17 protein-coding genes are annotated in these 18,613 nt (G+C 63.8%); 15 read left to right on the top strand and 2 right to left on the bottom strand.

Annotation, left to right across the window (positions count from 1 at the left end; translation table 11 throughout):
• The first annotated feature begins 436 nt into the window (after positions 1–436).
• Genes ACN0YJ_RS03915 through leuB form a run of 9 tightly spaced genes read left to right on the top strand, consistent with a single transcriptional unit; the run spans position 437 to position 10,823 of the window.
• Positions 437–2,155: a dihydroxy-acid dehydratase gene (locus ACN0YJ_RS03915; RefSeq protein WP_417478523.1), complete on the top strand. Its 1,719-nt coding sequence runs from the start codon at positions 437–439 to the stop codon at positions 2,153–2,155.
• On the top strand, positions 2,152–3,171 hold the full coding sequence (gene ilvC, locus ACN0YJ_RS03910; protein ID WP_417478524.1) for a ketol-acid reductoisomerase: 1,020 nt from the start codon (positions 2,152–2,154) through the stop codon (positions 3,169–3,171). Before ACN0YJ_RS03915 ends, ilvC begins: the two co-directional genes overlap by 4 nt.
• A 22-nt stretch (positions 3,172–3,193) precedes the next feature.
• Positions 3,194–4,900 (top strand): acetolactate synthase 2 catalytic subunit, encoded by a 1,707-nt coding sequence (gene ilvG / locus ACN0YJ_RS03905; RefSeq protein ID WP_417495405.1) that lies wholly within the window; start codon positions 3,194–3,196, stop codon positions 4,898–4,900.
• A 2-nt stretch (positions 4,901–4,902) separates the two neighbouring features.
• Entirely contained in the window at positions 4,903–5,220 is a 318-nt protein-coding gene (locus ACN0YJ_RS03900; protein ID WP_417478526.1) for an ACT domain-containing protein, read from the top strand.
• On the top strand, positions 5,202–6,788 hold the full coding sequence (locus tag ACN0YJ_RS03895; protein WP_417478527.1) for a 2-isopropylmalate synthase: 1,587 nt from the start codon (positions 5,202–5,204) through the stop codon (positions 6,786–6,788). The genes ACN0YJ_RS03900 and ACN0YJ_RS03895 overlap by 19 nt, the downstream gene beginning before the upstream one ends.
• Positions 6,789–6,802: 14 nt before the next feature.
• Complete coding sequence (locus tag ACN0YJ_RS03890) at positions 6,803–7,759, top strand: branched-chain amino acid transaminase (RefSeq protein ID WP_339737935.1); 957 nt, start codon at positions 6,803–6,805, stop codon at positions 7,757–7,759.
• Complete coding sequence (gene leuC, locus ACN0YJ_RS03885) at positions 7,749–9,176, top strand: 3-isopropylmalate dehydratase large subunit (RefSeq protein WP_417478528.1); 1,428 nt, start codon at positions 7,749–7,751, stop codon at positions 9,174–9,176. Before ACN0YJ_RS03890 ends, leuC begins: the two co-directional genes overlap by 11 nt.
• Positions 9,169–9,756: a 3-isopropylmalate dehydratase small subunit gene (leuD, locus tag ACN0YJ_RS03880; RefSeq protein ID WP_417478529.1), complete on the top strand. Its 588-nt coding sequence runs from the start codon at positions 9,169–9,171 to the stop codon at positions 9,754–9,756. The genes leuC and leuD overlap by 8 nt, the downstream gene beginning before the upstream one ends.
• The gene (gene leuB / locus ACN0YJ_RS03875; protein WP_417495404.1) at positions 9,753–10,823 is read left to right on the top strand and encodes a 3-isopropylmalate dehydrogenase; all 1,071 of its coding nucleotides are present in this window, start codon (positions 9,753–9,755) and stop codon (positions 10,821–10,823) included. The genes leuD and leuB overlap by 4 nt, the downstream gene beginning before the upstream one ends.
• A gap of 251 nt (positions 10,824–11,074) precedes the next feature.
• Here leuB and ACN0YJ_RS03870 read toward each other — a convergent pair whose 3' ends face one another.
• Positions 11,075–11,878 (bottom strand): undecaprenyl-diphosphate phosphatase, encoded by an 804-nt coding sequence (locus tag ACN0YJ_RS03870; RefSeq protein ID WP_417495403.1) that lies wholly within the window; start codon positions 11,876–11,878, stop codon positions 11,075–11,077.
• Between the two features lie 99 nt (positions 11,879–11,977).
• Here ACN0YJ_RS03870 and ACN0YJ_RS03865 point away from each other — a divergent pair, with 99 nt between their 5' ends.
• The 6 genes from ACN0YJ_RS03865 to ACN0YJ_RS03840 all read left to right on the top strand — a co-directional run bounded on the left by ACN0YJ_RS03865 (position 11,978) and on the right by ACN0YJ_RS03840 (position 17,915).
• Positions 11,978–12,919 carry a nucleoside hydrolase gene (locus tag ACN0YJ_RS03865; RefSeq protein ID WP_417495402.1) on the top strand — a complete coding sequence of 314 codons (942 nt, stop codon included), beginning with the start codon at positions 11,978–11,980 and terminating at the stop codon, positions 12,917–12,919.
• Positions 12,920–12,965: 46 nt separating this feature from the next.
• Positions 12,966–13,943 carry a cation diffusion facilitator family transporter gene (locus ACN0YJ_RS03860; protein ID WP_417478533.1) on the top strand — a complete coding sequence of 326 codons (978 nt, stop codon included), beginning with the start codon at positions 12,966–12,968 and terminating at the stop codon, positions 13,941–13,943.
• 31 nt (positions 13,944–13,974) lie between these two features.
• A complete protein-coding gene (locus ACN0YJ_RS03855) occupies positions 13,975–14,652 on the top strand; it encodes a glutathione S-transferase family protein (RefSeq protein WP_417478534.1) in 678 nt (225 codons plus the stop codon).
• Positions 14,653–14,667: 15 nt separating this feature from the next.
• Positions 14,668–15,711, top strand: coding sequence for a hypothetical protein (locus ACN0YJ_RS03850; protein WP_417495401.1), 1,044 nt, complete (start codon positions 14,668–14,670; stop codon positions 15,709–15,711).
• A complete protein-coding gene (gene queG, locus ACN0YJ_RS03845; RefSeq protein WP_417495400.1) occupies positions 15,708–16,817 on the top strand; it encodes a tRNA epoxyqueuosine(34) reductase QueG in 1,110 nt (369 codons plus the stop codon). The genes ACN0YJ_RS03850 and queG overlap by 4 nt, the downstream gene beginning before the upstream one ends.
• 144 nt (positions 16,818–16,961) lie before the next feature.
• Positions 16,962–17,915, top strand: a complete 954-nt coding sequence (locus tag ACN0YJ_RS03840; RefSeq protein WP_417495399.1) for a GGDEF domain-containing protein — start codon at positions 16,962–16,964, stop codon at positions 17,913–17,915.
• Here the strand turns inward: ACN0YJ_RS03840 and ACN0YJ_RS03835 are convergent.
• A complete protein-coding gene (locus ACN0YJ_RS03835) occupies positions 17,912–18,577 on the bottom strand; it encodes a tetratricopeptide repeat protein (RefSeq protein WP_417495398.1) in 666 nt (221 codons plus the stop codon). The two genes, ACN0YJ_RS03840 and ACN0YJ_RS03835, sit on opposite strands and share 4 nt — an antisense overlap.
• Positions 18,578–18,613 lie beyond the last annotated feature (36 nt).

Raw genomic sequence — 18,613 nt, 5'->3', positions numbered from 1 at the left:
CGAAAACGGGCAGGCCTGCCTGCTTTTGTAGCAGGATATGGCGCCACTATACGCCCGATACCAAAACCATCATCGCCCAAAACCAGGCAAATTATTGCGGCGCAGAACGCCGGACTGAGATCGGGCACACATTTTATGCACATTTGCGCTTGCCATAGCGGAAACATCGCGCCACCTTGCACTGCAACACAAGTAAGGAACTGCCCGCGTCATGCGTAACAACGTCACCCATCAGCCGATTTCATCGGCCGCCGTCCTGCCGGACGCGCGGGTGCTCGCCAGCGCACTCCTCCTCGTACTTGTACTTATTCTTACCTCCATAACGGGAGCGGTTTCCGCGCCTGCCAGTTAGCAAACGCAAACTCGGCAGACATGAAAAACCCCGCTCCCGGAACCCGGAGCGGGGTTTTTCGTGTCTGTCACACGGGAAATTCCGATGTCGACCGAACGACCAAAGACTTCAGACACCATCACGCTCGGCGCCGCGCGCGCTCCGGCTCGCGCCATGTTGCGCGCGACCGGCATGTCGGATGCAGATTTCGACAAGCCAATGATCGCGGTGGTCAATACCTGGACCACGGTGACGCCCTGCAATATGCACCTGGCCGATCTGGCCGGGCCGGTTCGCGAGGCGATCCGTGAGGCTGGCGGTGTGCCGGTCGACTTCAACACCATCGTCGTGTCCGACGGGATTTCGATGGGCACGCAAGGCATGCGCGCCTCGCTGATCTCGCGTGAAGTGATCGCCGACTCCATCGAACTGGCGGTTCGCGGCCACTCGCTGGACGGGCTGGTCGTGCTGGTTGGCTGCGACAAGACCATTCCAGCCGCAGCCATGGCGTTGGCGCGGATGGATATCCCCGGCTGTATTCTCTATGGCGGCACGATCATGCCGGGCCGGCAAGGCGACAAGGATTTGTCGATCCAGGATGTGTTCGAAGCGGTCGGCGCCCATGCCTGTGGCACGCTGGACGATGCCGGCCTGGCCGAGGTCGAGAAGTCCGCCTGTCCCGGTGCAGGTGCCTGCGGCGGCCAGTTCACCGCCAATACGATGGCGATGATCCTGTCAATCATGGGCCTGTCGCCGATGGGTGCCAATGATATTCCCGCGCCTCACCCCGACAAGGCTGAAGCGGCCGCACGCTGCGGCCAGCTCGTCGTTGATCTGGTCAAATCGGGCACGCGGCCTCGCACATTCATCACCGAGACCTCGCTGCGCAATGGTGCCATCGCAGCGTCGGCCAGTGGCGGCTCGACCAATGCCATCCTGCATCTGGCCGCGATCGCGGCGGAAGCCGGCGTGCCCTTTTCGATCGATGTATTCGACGAGGTCTCCGCGACCGCGCCGGTCATCACCGATCTGAAGCCGGGCGGGCGCTTTCTGGCGCATCATCTCTTCCTGGCTGGCGGCACGCGGCTGTTCGGCCAACGCCTGATGGAAGGCGGCCGTCTGACCGATGCGCCGACCGTGACCGGCAAAACCCTGTTCGAAGAATTCGCCAGCGCGGTTGAATCGCCCGGCCAGCGGGTCGTTCGCACCGTCGCTGATCCCGTCAAACCCGATGGTGGTTTCCGCATTCTCTACGGCGACCTGGCGACCCAGGGCTCGGTGCTGAAACTGTCCGGCCACTCCCACACACAATTCGAGGGCCCGGCCCGCGTATTCGAACGGGAGGAGGATGCCTTCGCCGCCGTCGAAGATAACCGTATCGCTCGCGGCGATGTCATCATCATCCGCAATGAGGGTCCGCGCGGCGGTCCCGGCATGCGCGAAATGCTCGGCATTACCGGCGCCCTGGTCGGACAAGGCCTGAGCGAGCATGTCGCCCTGATCACCGATGGCCGGTTTTCCGGTGCCTCCAAGGGTTTCGTGATTGGCCATGTCAGCCCCGAGAGCGTCGAGGGCGGCGCGATCGGCCTGATCCATGAGGGCGACACCATCCGCATCGATGTCGCCGCCCGCCGCATCGATTGCGATGCCGATCTGGACGCCCGCCGCCAAAGCTGGACCCCGCCCCTGCCCAATCCGATGGGTGGTGTCTTCACCAAATATTCCCGCCTCGTTTCATCGGCCTCCCAGGGAGCCGTGACGATCCAACCCACCACCACACCGTCTTTTCAACAGTCCGAGACCACCCAGGAGACTTTCGCATGACCACGCCACAAACCCCTACGCGCCGCATGGCGTTCGAGATCGACACGGCCGCTTTCAAGGCCAAGCCGGTCGCCGTGATCGGCTATGGCAGCCAGGGCCGCGCCCATGCGCTGAACATGAAGGATAGCGGTTGCGATGTGGTCGTCGGCGTGCGTCCAGGCGGCAAGGGCGATATCCGCGCCAAGGCTGACGGCCTGCGCACCGCACCGATCGCCGAAGCCGCCAGGGAAGCCTCGCTGATTGCCATTCTGACACCTGACATGACGCATGAAGCCATCTTCCGCGACGAAATCGCCCCGAATATCAGCACCGGTGATGCTGTCTTGTTCGCGCATGGTTTCACCGTGCATTACGGTCGCATCCAAGCACCGGAGGGGGTCGATATCATCCTCGTCGCCCCCAAGGGTCCCGGGGATCTGGTGCGCCGCGAATTCGAACGCGGCCGCGGCGTGCCCTGCCTGTTTGCGATCCACCAGGACGCCACCGGCACCGCTCGCGACCGCGCACTGAGCTATACCGCCTGTATCGGTGGTTCGACCGCCGGCGTGATCGAAACCAGCTTCGCCGAAGAAACCGAAACCGATCTGTTCGGCGAACAGGCCGTGCTGTGCGGCGGTGCGACCGAGCTGGTTCTGGCCGGCTATGAGACGCTGACCGAAGCCGGCTACCAGCCGGAAGTCGCCTATTTCGAATGCATGCACGAGCTCAAGCTGATCGTGGACCTGCTGTACGAGGGCGGGCTCGCCAAGATGCATGAATTCATCTCGGAAACCGCGATCTATGGCGATCTGCGCTCGGGTCCACGCGTCATCAATGCCGAGACCAAGGCGCGGATGAAGGAGGTTCTCACCGACATCCAGGACGGCACATTCGCCCGCGACTGGATCATGGAGAACCAGGCCGGCAAGCCGCAATACAACGCCCTGCTGCGCAAGGATCTCGAGCACCCGATCGAAAAAACCGGTGCGGCGCTGCGCGCAGAAATGCCGTGGCTGCAAGCCGGCTCCAATACCTGAACACCCCTGTCTGGACCTGATTATGACCATGCTGTCTACCCTGCCCAAGACCGAGACCGCCCCCCAGGCACGTGCCCGCAATACGGGGGCGCACCTGGTGGTGCGGACGCTGGAGAAACTCGGCGTGACCCGGATTTTCGGTTATCCGGGCGGCGCGATCATGCCCGTCTATGACGCGCTCACAGGCTCCAGCCTGCAACATGTTCTGGTGCGCCACGAACAGGCCGCAGCCTTTGCCGCCGACGCCCAGGCTCGCATCACGGGCAAGGCCGGCGTCTGCCTGGCCACATCAGGACCGGGCGCCACCAATCTCCTGACCGGTATCGCCAACGCCTATATGGATTCCGTTCCGATGGTCATTCTGACCGGACAAGTCCCGTCCGGCCTGATGGGGACGGATGCCTTCCAGGAAGTCGATGTCTTCGGCATGACGCTGCCAGTGGTGAAGCATTCAATCATCATCCGTGACGCCAACCGGATCCCCGAATTGATCGAGGAAGCCTTTCGTATCGCCGAAGAAGGCCGCCCCGGCCCGGTTCTGATCGACTTGCCCAAGGACGTGTTACAGGCCGAGGCAGTCCCGCCGTCCCCCGGCGCGCCTCGCCCTGCAGCAAAGCCGTTGCTCGCCTCCTCCCCCCGACTGGACGCGGCAACGGCTTTGCTGACCCAGGCCAAACGTCCGGTCCTGTATATCGGCGGCGGCGTCGGACTGGGCGGAGCAATTGAGCCCCTGCGCGATTTCATGGCCCGTACCGGCATTCCCGCGGTCGCGACCCTGAAAGGGCTGGGCACACCACACCCCGATGCGGTGAATTTCCTGGGCATGCTGGGCATGCACGGCACCCGGACAGCCAATATGGCGGTCAATGAGAGCGATCTCCTGCTGTGCGTCGGCGCCCGTTTCGACGACCGCGCGACGGGCAAGCCGGATACTTTCGCGCCCGATGCCCGCATCATCCATATCGATGGTGATCCGGCCGAGATCGGCAAGCTGCGCTGGGCCGATGTCGCCCTGAATTGCGATATCGCCGACGCCTTGACGCGTCTGGATCCGGGTTATCTGGAGATCGAGGATTGGCGCGAGACCTGCGTCGAGCGGCTGGCCGCCTTCGCCTTCGATTATGACGCCCCCGGGTCAGGCATTTTCGCCCCGGCCCTGTTGAAGCAATTATCCGAAGCGGCCGGCGATGACTTCATTGCCGCTTGTGATGTCGGCCAGCACCAGATGTGGGTGGCGCAGCATTGCCGTTTTGCGCAGCCCTCCAGCCATCTCACCAGCGCCGGACTGGGCGCGATGGGCTATGGCCTGCCGGCCGGGATCGGCGCGGCCATGGAACGGCCCGACATGAAGGTCGTCACCATTACCGGCGATGGCTCGATCATGATGAATATCCAGGAATTGGCGACGGCGCGCCGCTATGGCGTGCCGATCAAGATCCTGCTGCTCGACAACGGCACGCTGGGCCTGGTCCGGCAGTGGCAGGAATATTTCTTCGAGCAGAATTTCTCGGAGATCGACCTCTATGACAATCCCGATTTCGCTGAAGTCGCCCGCGCCTTCGGGGTCGAATCCTTCACCGTGCATTCGCGCGATGAAGTGCCCGGCGCGATCGACCGCCTGTTGCGGTCACGCGGCCCGATCCTCGCGCACGTCCTGATCGATCCCCGCGAAAACGTCTGGCCGCTCGTGCCGCCCGGCGCATCCAATGCTGACATGATGGAGAATTGACCATGAGCAATACCCTGAACATCGAAATCTTCGAGACCGAAGGTGCGCTCGTGCGGCTCATCGGACTGATCGAGCGCCGTGGCTTCGTCATTTCGTCGATGGCCATGTCGGCGCCGAGCAATGGCAGCGCCCGGGTCACGGTCGATGTCGCCGCCCGCGGCGGTGCGCGGCAGATCGACGTGCTGACGCGCCAGATCGAACGCCTGTTCGACGTCCATGCCGTTTCCCGCACCACCGCCGCCGAGACGGTGGACTTCGCCGCCGGACTGGCGCCCGCGAATGCAAGCGAATGGAGGGCTCAATGTCCAAGCCAACCATGATGCGCGCGCCCAAGGCGCAGGATCGTGTCCATATCTTCGACACCACGCTGCGGGACGGCGAACAGGCCCCCGGCTTCTCGATGTCGCCATCGGAAAAGCTTGAGGTCGCTCGCATGCTGGAGCGCGTCCGCGTCGACACGATCGAAGCCGGTTTTGCCGCCGCCTCACCAGGTGATAGCGAGGCCATCCGCCTGATCGCATCGGAGATCACAGGGCCGACCATCTGTTCGCTGGCCCGGGCCGGTGAAGCTGATGTCGATGCGGCGGCGCGGGCATTGGAACCGGCACGGCGCAAACGCCTGCATGTCTTCCTCGCCACCAGCCCGATCCACCGCGAGGCCAAGCTGAAAATGTCGCGGTTGGAGGTCTTGCGGGCGATCGAAAAGGCGCTGTTGCACGCGCGCGGCCGCTTTGACGAGATTGAGTTTTCCGCCGAGGATGCCCTGCGCACCGAGCCCGATTTCCTGATCGAGGCGATGAGCTGCGCCGCCGCCTTCGGTGCCGATGTTCTCAACGTCCCCGACACGGTCGGCGTCAGCGAGCCGGGCGAGATCCGGGCCCTGTTTGCCAGCCTGGTCGAAAAGGTGGAACGCCCCGAGCACGTCATTTTCTCGGCGCATTGCCATAATGATCTCGGCCTGGCCGTCGCCAACAGCCTTGCTGCCGTCCAGGGCGGCGCGCGCCAGATCGAATGTGCGATCAACGGGATCGGCGAGCGAGCTGGCAATTGTTCGCTCGAGGAAGTCGTGATGGCTTTGCGCGTGCGTGCCGATATCTTCGGTGTCGACACGCATCTGGACACGACCGGTTTGTGGCCGGCGAGCCAGAAGCTGACCCGGGTGACCGGTGCGGCGCTGTCACCGAACAAGGCGATTGTCGGCAAGAACGCCTTTTCCCATGAGGCTGGTATTCACCAGCACGGCATGCTGTCCGACAGGCGGACCTATGAGATCATGACGCCCGAAAGCGTCGGATCACCGGGCAGTGCACTGGTTCTGGGCAAGCATTCGGGCAAGCACGCCCTGACCCAGCGCCTGTCGCAACTGGGCTATCAGCCTGATCCGGACACGCTGAACGCCACCTTCCTGGCGTTCAAGGCCTATGCCGACGAACACGGCGAGGCGACCGATGCCGATCTGGTGGCGCTGATGGAGCATCGCTCCCAGAGCGGCTGCCAATGGACGGTGTTGCGCACTGAATTGCGCACGACAACGGGGCCGAAACCGCAGCAATTCGCGCGCGTGGAGCTGGACCATCCCGAACGCGGCCGCGTCTCTGACATTGCGTCCGGCGACGGACCGATGGCCTCGGCCTTTGCCGCCGTCCAGCGCATTACCGGCACGACGGCCACAGTAATCGGCCTGGAAACCCGGCTGGTGAATTCGCCGGCCGGCCGCGACTTCGTCGCCGAAATCCGGCTCGATCTCAACGGCAAACACGTCTCTGGCCGCGCCCGCGGCCCGGATGTGGTCACCGCAGCGATCGACGCCTTCTTGTTTACCCTCGACCGGGGTCAAGCCTTTGACACGACCGGCGAAGCCCATCCCCAACCGGCAATCGCCGTCTGACCAGGAGACATATCATGGCAATTCAGGAAACCGATTTCATCTGGCGCAATGGCGAGCTGGTCGACTGGCACGATGCCCAGACGCATGTGCTCAGCCATGCCCTGCACTACGGCACCTCGGTGTTCGAGGGCATCCGTTGTTACGACACGCCGAACGGCCCGCAGATTTTCCGGCTGAAGGAACATGTCCGGCGTCTGTTTGATTCAGCGCGCGTCTACCACATGCCGCTGCCCTATACCGAGGCCGAGCTCGAAGAGGCCTGCAAGCAAGTCATCCGCTGCAACCGGCTGAAGGACGCCTATATCCGGCCCGTCGCCTTCTTCGGATATGGCGGGATCGGCGTTCTGCCCGGCAAGGATACCAAGATCGAGGTCTGCATTGCCGCCTTCCCCTGGGGCGCCTATCTCGGCGAGGAAGCCCTCACCCAGGGCGTGAATTGCTGCATATCGAGCTGGAACCGCCCGGCGCCGAACACCATCCCGACCGGCGCCAAGGCCGGCGGCAATTATCTCTCCTCGGTGCTGATCAGCCACGAGGCGCATTCGCGCGGCTTTGATGAGGGCATCGGCCTCGACGTCAATGGGCTGGTCTCCGAAGGCGCCGGTGAGAATATCTTTGTCGTCTCGGACGGCATTATCCGGACGCCGCCAACCTCGGCCTCCATCCTGTCGGGCCTGACGCGCGATGCGGTGATCAAGCTGGCCGAGGCCGAAGGCTATGATGTGCGCGAACAGACCCTGTCGCGCGAAAGCCTCTATGTTGCCGACGAGATTTTCTTCACCGGCACTGCCGCGGAAATCACCCCGGTGCGTTCGGTCGATGGTCATGTCGTGCGCTGCGAGGGCCGCGGCCCGATCGCCGAGCTGATGCAGAAACGCTTCTTCGGCCTGTTTTCGGGGGAGACCCCGGATCGTCATGGCTGGCTGCACCCGGCCCATGGCAATGGCATGGAGGTCCAGCATGTCGCCTGATGACGGCGCACCGCGTTCCCTGTTCGACAAGGTCTGGGAAGCTCACCAGGTCAAGGCGGAGACCGCCGAGACACCGGGCGTGCTGTATATCGACCTGCACCTGATCCATGAGGTCACCTCGCCCCAGGCCTTCTCGGCCCTGGCGGCGCGGGGCCTCAAGGTGCGCCGTCCGGACCGCACCCTGGCGACGATCGATCATTCGACGCCGACGCTGGACTTCAGGGCCGGCGAAATACCGCCCTATGCCACCGATGCAGCACGCAAACAGGTCGAGATGCTCGAGGCCAATGCCACCGCCAATGCCATCCCCCTGCATGGCTGGGGCAGTGATCATCGCGGCGTAGTGCATGTGATGGGCCCTGAGCTCGGCGCCACCCAGCCCGGCATGACGGTGGTGTGCGGCGACAGCCATACTGCCACTCATGGCGCATTCGGAGCGCTCGCTTTCGGCATTGGTACCACCGAGGTCGGCCATGTCCTGGCCAGTCAGTGCCTGTTGCAACGCAAGCCGAAATCCCTGCGCGTCACCGTCAATGGCCGTCCCGGACCCGGCGTCTCGGCCAAGGATATCGTGCTCGCCATCATTGCCCGGCTCGGCATTGATGGTGGCACCGGCAGCGTGATCGAATATGCCGGCGAAGCGATCGAGGCGCTCGACATGGAAGGCCGGATGACGGTCTGCAACATGTCGATCGAGGCCGGTGCCCGCGCCGGCATGATCGCGCCGGACGCCACCACTTTTGCCTGGCTGAAGGGCCGTAAACTCGCTCCCCAAGGGGCCGCCTGGGATGAAGCCGTGCAGCGCTGGTCACAACTCGCCAGCGATCCCGGCGCCAGCTTTGATCGTGAGATTGAGCTCGATGCGAGCGAGATCACACCGATGGTGACCTGGGGCACTGCCCCTGATACCGGCATCGCCATTGGCGGCCAGGTGCCGGATGCGCGTTCCGCCTCGCACCAGAAATCGCTGGATTACATGCAGCTCAAAGCCGGCCAGCCAATTGCCGGCACACGGGTCGACCAGGTCTTCATCGGCTCCTGTACCAATTCACGCATCACCGACTTGCGCGACGCCGCCGGTATCATGCGCGGCCGCCAGGTGGCGCCCGGGGTCAGGGCCCTGGTTGTGCCGGGCTCGGTGCAGGTGCGCCGACAGGCGGAGGCCGAGGGGCTGGACCAGATTTTCATCGCCGCCGGCGCGCAATGGCGCCAGCCGGGCTGTTCCATGTGTATCGCGATGAATGGTGATCGCGGCGAGGCCGGCGAACTGGTGGTCTCGACCTCGAATCGCAATTTCGAGGGCCGCCAGGGCCCTGGTGCGCGCACCGTACTGGCCAGTCCGGCAACGGCCGCGGCCGCGGCCGTGACCGGTCGCATCACTGATCCGCGCAGCCTCATGGAGGCACCCCATGTCTGACAATCCGGCCGGGCTGACGCAGCTGCACAGCCGCACCTTCACCCTGCCGCAAGAGGATATCGATACCGACCAGATCATCCCGGCGCGCTTCCTCACCACGACAACGCGCGACGGCCTGGGCAAGCTCGCCTTTCATGACTGGCGTTATGATGAAGGCGGCAAGATGCGTGATGATTGCGACCTCAACACGCTCGATACGGACCAGTTCGCCCTCCTTGTTGCCGGACGCAATTTCGGCTGCGGTTCCTCCCGGGAACATGCGCCCTGGGCGCTGCATGAGTTCGGCGTTCGCGCCGTCATCTCAAGCGAGATTGCCGATATTTTCCGCTCGAATGCGGCCAAGAACAATATCCTGCCCATCGTCGCGCCGCCAAACGCCCATGCCTGGCTGCTCGCGCATGAAGGGGTCGAGGTGAAGATCGACCTGGAACGGCAATATGTTGATCTCGGCAATGGCCCCGGCTTCCATTTCGAGATCGAATCCTTTGCCAAACACTGCCTGATCGAGGGCACCGATCCGCTCGGTTTCCTGCTCTCGCACGGCGATGACATCACAGCTTACGAGGCCCGCAGCGCATGAAAAACTATTCAATCGTCCTCCTGCCCGGCGACGGGATCGGGCCGGAAGTCACCGCTGTGGCCCGCGCCGCGATGGAAAGCGTTGCGGCCCTGTCCGGCTTTCGCGTCAAATTCTCCGAACACGCCTTTGGCGGCGCCTCGATCGACCAGTTTGGCGAACCGCTGACGGCCGAGACACTGAAAGCCTGCCAGGCCAGCGATGCGATTTTCCTCGGCGCCGTTGGCGGACCGAAATGGGACCAGGCGCCCTCGCGTCCCGAAGCCGGTCTGCTGGGCTTGCGCAAGGCGCTGCAGGTTTACGCCAATCTTCGCCCTGTCAGCGTCCATCCGGCGCTGGCCGGCAAGTCGCCCCTGCGCGCCGAACTCGTGGCCGGTGTCGACATGCTGATCGTGCGCGAGCTGACCGGCGGGATCTATTTCGGAGCCCGTCAAAAACGCGCGGATTACGCCAGCGATGAGTGCGCATACAGCCGCGCCGAGATTGAGCGCGTCGCCCATATCGCCTTTCGGCAGGCGCGTTTGAGACGTGGCAGGCTGATGTCGGTCGACAAGGCCAATGTGCTGGAAACCAGCCGCTTGTGGCGCCGTGTGGTCAGCGAGATGGGCGCCAGAACCTATCCCGATATCGAGCTCGATCACATGTATGTCGACGCCGCAGCGATGCATTTGCTGCGCGATCCGGCGAGCTTCGATGTCGTGCTGACGGAGAATATGTTTGGCGATATCCTGAGCGACGAGGCCTCGATGCTGCCCGGCTCGATCGGCCTGCTCGGATCGGCGTCGCTGGGCGACACTCGCCCCGGGGTGTTCGAACCGATCCATGGTTCGGCCCCCGATATTGCCGGCCAGGACAAGGCCAATCCATTCGGCGCGATTGAAAGCGTGGCGCAATTATTCGAGGCCGGACTGGGCGAGATCGAGGCCGCAGCGCGCCTGCGCGCCGCTGTCAGTGCCATGCACGAGGCCGGCGAATGGACCGGCGATCTCGGCGGCACGCTGACCTGCTCGAAAGCCGGCATCCGCCTGATCGAGCATCTTGAGCGTCAACCGGCGATGGCGGCGGGTTAGCGGCGGAGATTTGATAATTTTTCCGGGAATCGGGAAATCCGGCTCCTACTACTACGACGACTACTACAGGCTCCGCGAAGCGGGCAGAGGGCTGCGCCCGGCGGATGGCCGGACGCGGGGCGGATGATTCACAGGTTCAAAGAGCCTGATGAGTATCGCACGGGGTTTGCGGGGCGTGGATAAGCGCGGTGCCCCCCCATCCTTACCAGCTCCGCCCCGGACTGGCGGTCGGTGCGCGTGACCACCTCGCGCTACAGCGCCAGCCAGACCAGCAACCCGACCCCCAGCGCGACGCGATAGAGCACGAAGGGTAGAAAGCCGATGCGGTCAACCAGGCGCATCAGGACGGCAATCGCGCCGAGGGCCGAGACGAAGGACAGGGCGGCGACGAGTAGGCCGTCATGGAGCTGGGTTGTGGCTTCGGTTTCGGCCATCAGGCGGATGACCGAGACGATGGCGAAGGCAACGATGACCGGGATCGACATCAGCATCGAGAATCGGGCGCTCTCGCTGCGGCCGAGACCGAGGGCGCGGCCGGCGGTCATGGTCACGCCGGAGCGTGAGGCGCCGGGGATCAAGGCGATGGCCTGGGCCAGACCAATCAGGGCGGCATCTTTGAAGCTCATGGTCTCGATCGATTTGACGCTGCGGCCATAGCGATCAGCGAGCCAGAGCGGCAGTGCGAAAACCAGGGTCGAGATCGCGATCACCATCGGCGAGCGCAGCGCGTCGATCAGGTCGAAGGCGAACAGGGCGCCACCGAAAATCAGTACAGGCGGCAGCGAGGCCGCGACCAGCAGGGCGAGGCGTCCGCCCGGTGTGACACGCCCGGTCAGCAGGGCGAATTTGCCGATCGCGACGTCGCGGATATCGCGCCAGAAATAGACCAGCACGGCCAGCAAGGTCCCGGCATGCGCCATGACATCGATCAGCGGGCCCTGATCGGCTTCGCCCAGCACGGTGGGCGTCAGGATCAGATGCGCCGAGGAGCTGATCGGCAGGAATTCGGTGATACCCTGGATCAGGGCGAGGACGACGAGGTGAATCAGGGTCATGAGGGCCGTTTTGCTGGATTTCGCGGCATATTCGATCACTTGCCTCAACTTGGCCAGTGGATTGTCACGCGCCTGTCCGGCGCGAGTGGGGGTGGCGGCATGAAGGTCTGGATCGACACGGATGGCGGCGTCGATGATGCGCTGGCGCTGGCCTGCGCTTTCGGCTCGCCGCGCCTTGAACTGGCCGGGATCTCGACCGTGTTCGGCAATGTCGCGCCGCGCAAGGCGGCCCGCAATGCGGCGCTGGTGCAATCCTTCTTCGATCCGCCGCATGTCGGCATCAGCGTTGGCGCAGCGGCGCCCCTGACCGGTCACTGGCGCGATGCCCGCGTGATCCATGGCGAGGACGGGCTGGGCGGCGCCAGTGCCGGCCACGTGCTGGGCTATGAATCGGGCCATGTGCGCGAGGACGGACCAGAGATCTGCGCCCGCCATATCGCCGACTTTGCCCGCACGGCTGGCGCAGACGACGCTCTGATCTGCCTTGGGCCGGTGACCAATCTCGCCATCGCCCTGCGCCGGGAGCCGGACGCCTTTGCCGCGCTGGGCCAGATCATCTGTATGGGCGGCGCCTTGAGCATTCCACGCTCGCGACGCGGCACGGTGGAGTTCAATTTCGGCTCTGATCTGGAAGCGGTGCGCGGTGTGCTCGCCGCAGCGCCGCGCCTGACCGTGATTCCGCTCGACACCTGCCGCCAGGTCGTGTTGCGCCGGGCGCGCCTGGCCGCGATGGCCGAGCGCACCGGCTCACCGCTGACGCATTTCCTGCAACGGGCGCACAACCATTATATGGACCGCTATCGCGCCAGTGACGGGATTGATGGCTGCTACCCGCATGATGCGCTCGCCATCGCGGCACTGGCCGCGCCCAGCATATTCCGCTTCCAGACATTGGCGCTGGAATTGTCTGATGATGCCAGCTTTCCCGGCCTGTTGCGCGAAAGCGGCCAGGGCCGGTCCGTACAAATCGCCGCCGGTGTCGATCATCGCGCGGCGCTGGACTGGATCGAGGCGTGTATTTGCGGCCCCGCCCCGCATTGACGCGCCTTGTCAGTGCGCCATAAAGCTGGCTGAGAGGTTTTACGTCATGCCCCACGATCTTCCCCACGATTCCGGCGGCCCGGGCCGTCTGGCACCGGCCGAGGCGCGCCGCGTCACCGGCCTGGCAACCTCGGCCTCCGTTGCGGTTGCCGTGGTGCTGGTCGCGTCCAAGGCGGTGGTCTGGTATCTGTCCGGCTCGGTCGCCTTGCTCGCCTCGCTGGCCGATAGCGCGCTGGATCTGACCGCCTCGCTGACCGTCCTGTTCGCCGTGCGCTACGCTGCCGAACCGGCCGATGCCGAACACCGCTACGGGCATGGCAAGGCCGAGGCCTTTGCCGGCGTCATGCAGGCGATCTTCGTCGCCGCCTCGGCAGCGCTGCTGCTGCGCGAAAGCATCCAACACCTGTTTGAACCGGTCGAGATCGAAGCCAGTGGCTGGGCGCTGGCGGTGATGGTCTTGTCGATCGTGCTGACCCTTGGCCTGGTCATCATCCAGACGCGGGCGGTGGAGCAGACCGGCTCGATCGCGGTCGAGGGCGACCGGGCGCATTACTATTCCGATCTGGGGGCCAATCTCGCGGTCATGGCCGGTATTGCCGGCTCGGTCTGGCTTGGCTGGCTCTGGCTTGATGCCGCTGTCGCGCTCGGTGTGGCCGTGTGGCTTGGCATTACCGCCTGGGGCGTCGCCAAGGGAGCGCTCGATCAATTGATGGACCGTGAATTGCCCGATGAGGAGCGTGAGCGTATCCGCCAGCTCGCGCTCGGCGAGGATCCGCGCATTATCGATCTGCATCAATTGCGTACGCGGGCTTCCGGGCCGCTGGTCCATATCCAGTTCCATCTTGGCTTGCCGGCAGATCTCAGCCTGCGCGAAGCGCACGAGATTGAAGTCGAGTGCGAGCGGCGCTTGATGGCGGTCTATCCGGCCGCTGACATCATGATCCATGCCGATCCGCACGGGGCCGCCGAGCCGCACGGCACCGCTTTCTTCCGCGCCGGCGTGGCGCCCAACCATGAACATTAGTCGTTAAGCGAAACCGGATTAATCTGACGCCATGCGCGTTCTCCACTTCTGGCCCCTCGATCCCTTCTCGCGCCAGGTCCGTGTGGCCCTCGACGAGAAATCCCTGAAGCACCAGCTTCAGCTCGAGACGCCGTGGGAGCATGCCGATCATTTGCAATCGCTCAACCCGGCCGGGACAACGCCCGTCCTGGTTGACGAATCCGGCGGTGGCCGGCGGGTGATTATCGAAACCCGCGCCATACTGGAATATCTCGAAGAGACCTCACCGAGCCCCTGCCTATTGCCCGGCGGCCCGGCCGACCGCGCCGAGGCACGGCGGCTGATGGACTGGTTCGACCGCAAGTTTGACGGCGAGGTCAACGCCTATCTCCTCCACGAAAAGCTGGAGAAACGCGTCCAGGGTCTCGGCTCGCCCGACCCGGCAGCGATCCGCCAGGGCCGCGAGCATTTACGCTGGCATATGGATCATATGGCCTGGCTCCTGGAGAGCCGCGATGGCCTCGCCGGTCCGCGCTACACCCTGGCCGACATCGCTGCGGCGGCGCACCTGTCCTGCGTCGATTATCTCGGCGATGTCCCCTGGGACGAGTTCGAGCCGGTCAAGCAATGGTATCTACGGGTGAAATGCCGCCCAGCCTTCCGCGGCCTGCTCACAGACAAATTGCCGGGCACGACACCTTCGGCGCACTATGCGGATCTGGATTTCTAGAGGGGGGGGGTAGTGATGCGCGCGCTAGTTTGGGCACTCTTGGCGGGCCTGGCCTTGGCGAACGCCGTCGCCGCTCAAGACCTGTCAGCATCCGACAGTCGGTCCCTGATCGAGTGGGTATCACAACGCAATAGCGTTCAGCAGCGCATGGTTGTGGTGACATTACGAATCAGGTCAGCCGTGGTCGAATTGGCATCGATCCCTGAATCTGATGTGGGTTTGGACGAATGGCACCGAGAGATCGACCGAGCGCTCGAGCGTCTCGGTGCAGCCGGTGACGATATCGACAGAGCTGTGTCCGACCTGCCGCCTCCGCCGATCTTTGACGGTCGAGGAGGGCTGAATGATCGCCTTGAAGCGTCATTCAACGGCGTGCTGTTGCTGCAGTCGCGGAGCTCAGCACTTCTGATGCAGGCGACGGATCAGCTCGAGGCACTTCGAGCGAGCGACGAGATCAGTGTGTATGGCCTGGACGTGCTGGATATTGACGCGCAAATCGCGTTGGTCGACGCAGTGATTGCTCAAAAAGAGGCCATGCGATCCAGTGACCTTTCCCATCCAGGGACTCTGGAAAACATTGCCAGTACAGCGCTGAACCGCGTGAGTCGAGACATGCTCGAGCTTCTCAGAATGTTGGTTGCGTCAGAACGGTCGCCAGGTCTTGAAGAGGAATTGCTGCTGCGCATTGAATCTGACGCCGGGGACGTCCGCGACAATATTGAGCCTATTCGGCGCGCCGTTGTAGCCCGGCTTGACGATCACGATAGGGGGCTTGCAGCCGAGGGGCCGGAAGCGGTTGCACGATATGGTGATCTGATGGCGCGGCTCGCGACCATATTGGAGACGCACACTGCTGTAGCGGAGCACTATTCAAGCCTCGATGGCGCGGTAACAAGGTTTGTTGGAGCCTACAGAGCCGCACTCGATGATCGCACACGCGGGCAGGTGGTTTCTGACCTTGCGGACGAGATCAACCGGATCGCGGTGAGAGCCAACGAAATTCAGGCGAACCGATTGCAATTGTCTACCGAGCTGGCCCGGGCGTACGAGACGTTATGACCCCCGAAACCGTCAAATCCCTCGCCATCGCCTCCGGCTTCACGCAAGCGCGCATTTGCCGCGCTGATGATGCCTGGACTGCCGGCGAGCGGCTGGCGGAGTTTGTCGCCGCCGGACAGCATGGCTCGATGGTCTGGATGGAGGATACGCTGGCGCGGCGTCAGCATCCGACCGGCATGTGGCCGGACGCGAAATCGGCCGTGGTGGTCGGGCTGAACTACGGGCCCGATATCGACCCGCTCGCGGCACTGGAGCGCAAGTCCGAGGGCGTGATCTCGGTCTATGCGCGCAATACCGATTATCATGACTTGATGAAGAAGCGGCTGAAGCATTTCGCCCGCGCCTTTGTCAACAAGACCGGCGCCGAGGTGAAGGTCTTCGTCGATACCGCGCCGCTGATGGAAAAACCGCTGGCGGCGAAGTCCGGAATGGGCTGGCAGGGCAAGCATACCAATCTGGTCAGCCGGGAGCACGGCTCCTGGCTGTTTCTTGGCGTCATGCTGACGGCGGCAGAGTTGGAGCCGGACGCGCCGGAAACCGATCATTGCGGCTCGTGCACATCCTGCCTCGACATCTGCCCGACCCAGGCCTTCCCGCAGCCCTATAAACTCGATGCGCGGCGTTGCATCTCCTATCTGACGATCGAACATAAAGGCCCGATCCCGATCGAGTTTCGCACCGCGATGGGCAATCGCATCTATGGCTGCGATGATTGTCTGGCGGTATGCCCCTGGAACAAATTCGCCGCGGTGACCGCGGAAATGGCCTTCCATCCGCGTCCGGAACTCAAGGGGCCACTCCTCAGCGAACTGGCTGCGCTCGACGATGCGGGTTTCCGGCAGGTCTTCACGGCTTCGCCTGTCAAGCGAATCGGCCGCGACCGCTTCGTGCGAAACGTGATGATCGCGATCGGCAATTCGCAGGACCCGTCCCTGCTGCCAGCCGTGCTTGAGCGGCTCGACGACGCGGACGAGATGGTTCGCGGCGCGGCAGTCTGGGCTTTTTCACAGCTGGCGCCGGATGCAGCGCGGGCAGACGGGGCCGCACGCCTGGACGCCGAATCCCACCCGGATGTCGGAGCCGAATGGCAGTTTATTCTCGGCTGAATTTCCCTGATTGAAACACTGTTATTGTTTTTATGACCATATCGTAATGAAGCTTGGCGAAAGCCGGGCCAGACCACGCTGGGGAGGGCGGTCGATGACGGCGATCAAGATTGGCGGGCATGCGGTATGAGCAACCCAGACACAATGGACGACGCCCCGGCTTATGGCGACCAGATTTCCGTCATGATCTGCGAGAGCAGCCAAGTGCAGTTGCGCATATTGAGCAAGGCTGTCGAGGATGCCGGGTATGTGGTGCAAACCGCGCACAATGCCGAGGAAGTTCTCGCCCTGCTGAAGGTCATGCCAACGGATATCCTGCTGACCGGGATTGAAATCGGCGAGATGAACGGGCTGGAAGTCTGCTGGGCGCTGAAAGCCAACCCCGACACCGAAACCATTCACACCATCGTCATTACCGCATCGGGCCAGGAACGCCGGCTTGAGGAATCGCTTGATGCGGGCGCCGATGATTTCATTCGCAAACCCGTCAATATGACAGAGCTGCGCGCTCGTCTGCGGGCCGCCTCCCGCCTAGTGCGGATGCAGAAACAATTCCGACAACTCGCCGAGACCGACGCGCTGACCGGTGCGGCCAATCGCCGGGCCTTCATGCATTGCCTGGAAATGGAAACCGAACAGGCACGCCGTCATGGCAGCGACGTGTCCGTGGTGATGATCGATCTCGATCACTTCAAGCGGGTCAATGATACCCATGGCCATGCGATCGGTGACCGGGTTCTGATCGAGACCGTCAAGGTCGTTCAGAAATGCCTGCGTGATCGTGACCTTCTGGGCCGTCTGGGCGGCGAGGAATTCGCTGTCGTGCTGCACGATACGACAATCGAGCATGCAGCGACCGCCGCCGAGCGGATCCGGGCCGCGATTGAAGCGATGAGAATTTGCGATGATCAGGGCGGAGCGGTGCCAATCACCACCAGCCTCGGGGTTTCAGCCGCGACCGCTGATACTGGTCTCGACACGCCCGAAAGTCTGTTGCTCGCCGCCGATGAAGCGCTTTATGAGGCCAAGAATTCAGGGCGGAACCGGGTCGTTCTGGCGCGCTCAGACGCCCCGGCCATACGGCTCGCCACCGGTTAATTATCGAGAGTTTCCAGTCGGCGTGCCTCATTGATCCGGCCCCGCAGGACCAGAATCTCGATATTGTCCGGCGCGATCTCACGGGCCGTTTCCATGTCCTGCCAGGCGTCATCGAGTGCGCCGGTTTCAAGCCGCGCCGCGGCGCGCAAACGCCAGGCCTCGGCCAGATCCGGTGCCTGGCCGATCACGGCGGTCGCGGCTTCACCGGCCAATGGCCAGTCACCCAGCGCCAGGGCGACGCTGGCCTGACCCAACAAGGCGTCCGGGTCATCCGGGTTCAGTTCGAGGGCCACCGCAAAGGCGCGCCGCGCATCCTCGCTGCGCCCGATGGTGAGCCAGGCCTTGCCGGCATCGACCAGCATGGCGCTGCGGATCACTGAATCCCGGCCGCCATCCGTGGTGCCGGCGAGTTCTTCCAGGCTCAACGCCCCGCCCGTCGTATCCCCCAGCGCGATCAGCGCCAGCGCCTCGCAATGGGCGGCCGGCCAGCCGCCGCCCTCCATCCGCCAGGCCAGGGCATCCTCGAATGCCTGATCCGGCTCGGGCTCGACCCGTTCGATGCAGTCGAGATAGCGTGCCGTCTCGATCTCGATCGCCGGAGTCTGGGCGTGGGCCGGGTTGATCGCGAGGGTGAGAAGGCAGGCGGACAGGAAAACACGCATCGGGGCATCCGGCTTTAGCGGCAGGGGGATGGAGGG

Origin of the sequence: Maricaulis sp., from assembly GCF_048270095.1 — a bacterium.
GTDB lineage: Bacteria > Pseudomonadota > Alphaproteobacteria > Caulobacterales > Maricaulaceae > Maricaulis.
This window is presented reverse-complemented; position numbering and strand designations above follow the sequence as displayed.

Bases quoted from the DNA above. Each gene is read 5' to 3' on its own strand.
- ACN0YJ_RS03915 (WP_417478523.1), top strand. From the start codon at position 437: ATGTCGACCGAACGACCAAAGACTTCAGACACCATCACGCTCGGCGCC.
- ACN0YJ_RS03895 (WP_417478527.1), top strand. From the start codon at position 5,202: ATGTCCAAGCCAACCATGATGCGCGCGCCCAAGGCGCAGGATCGTGTC.
- ACN0YJ_RS03890 (WP_339737935.1), top strand. From the start codon at position 6,803: ATGGCAATTCAGGAAACCGATTTCATCTGGCGCAATGGCGAGCTGGTC.
- ilvG (WP_417495405.1), top strand. From the start codon at position 3,194: ATGACCATGCTGTCTACCCTGCCCAAGACCGAGACCGCCCCCCAGGCA.
- ACN0YJ_RS03835 (WP_417495398.1), bottom strand. From the start codon at position 18,577: ATGCGTGTTTTCCTGTCCGCCTGCCTTCTCACCCTCGCGATCAACCCG.
- queG (WP_417495400.1), top strand. From the start codon at position 15,708: ATGACCCCCGAAACCGTCAAATCCCTCGCCATCGCCTCCGGCTTCACG.
- leuB (WP_417495404.1), top strand. From the start codon at position 9,753: ATGAAAAACTATTCAATCGTCCTCCTGCCCGGCGACGGGATCGGGCCG.
- ACN0YJ_RS03860 (WP_417478533.1), top strand. From the start codon at position 12,966: ATGCCCCACGATCTTCCCCACGATTCCGGCGGCCCGGGCCGTCTGGCA.
- ilvC (WP_417478524.1), top strand. From the start codon at position 2,152: ATGACCACGCCACAAACCCCTACGCGCCGCATGGCGTTCGAGATCGAC.
- leuC (WP_417478528.1), top strand. From the start codon at position 7,749: ATGTCGCCTGATGACGGCGCACCGCGTTCCCTGTTCGACAAGGTCTGG.
- leuD (WP_417478529.1), top strand. From the start codon at position 9,169: ATGTCTGACAATCCGGCCGGGCTGACGCAGCTGCACAGCCGCACCTTC.
- ACN0YJ_RS03840 (WP_417495399.1), top strand. From the start codon at position 16,962: ATGGACGACGCCCCGGCTTATGGCGACCAGATTTCCGTCATGATCTGC.
- ACN0YJ_RS03900 (WP_417478526.1), top strand. From the start codon at position 4,903: ATGAGCAATACCCTGAACATCGAAATCTTCGAGACCGAAGGTGCGCTC.
- ACN0YJ_RS03855 (WP_417478534.1), top strand. From the start codon at position 13,975: ATGCGCGTTCTCCACTTCTGGCCCCTCGATCCCTTCTCGCGCCAGGTC.
- ACN0YJ_RS03865 (WP_417495402.1), top strand. From the start codon at position 11,978: ATGAAGGTCTGGATCGACACGGATGGCGGCGTCGATGATGCGCTGGCG.
- ACN0YJ_RS03850 (WP_417495401.1), top strand. From the start codon at position 14,668: ATGCGCGCGCTAGTTTGGGCACTCTTGGCGGGCCTGGCCTTGGCGAAC.
- ACN0YJ_RS03870 (WP_417495403.1), bottom strand. From the start codon at position 11,878: ATGACCCTGATTCACCTCGTCGTCCTCGCCCTGATCCAGGGTATCACC.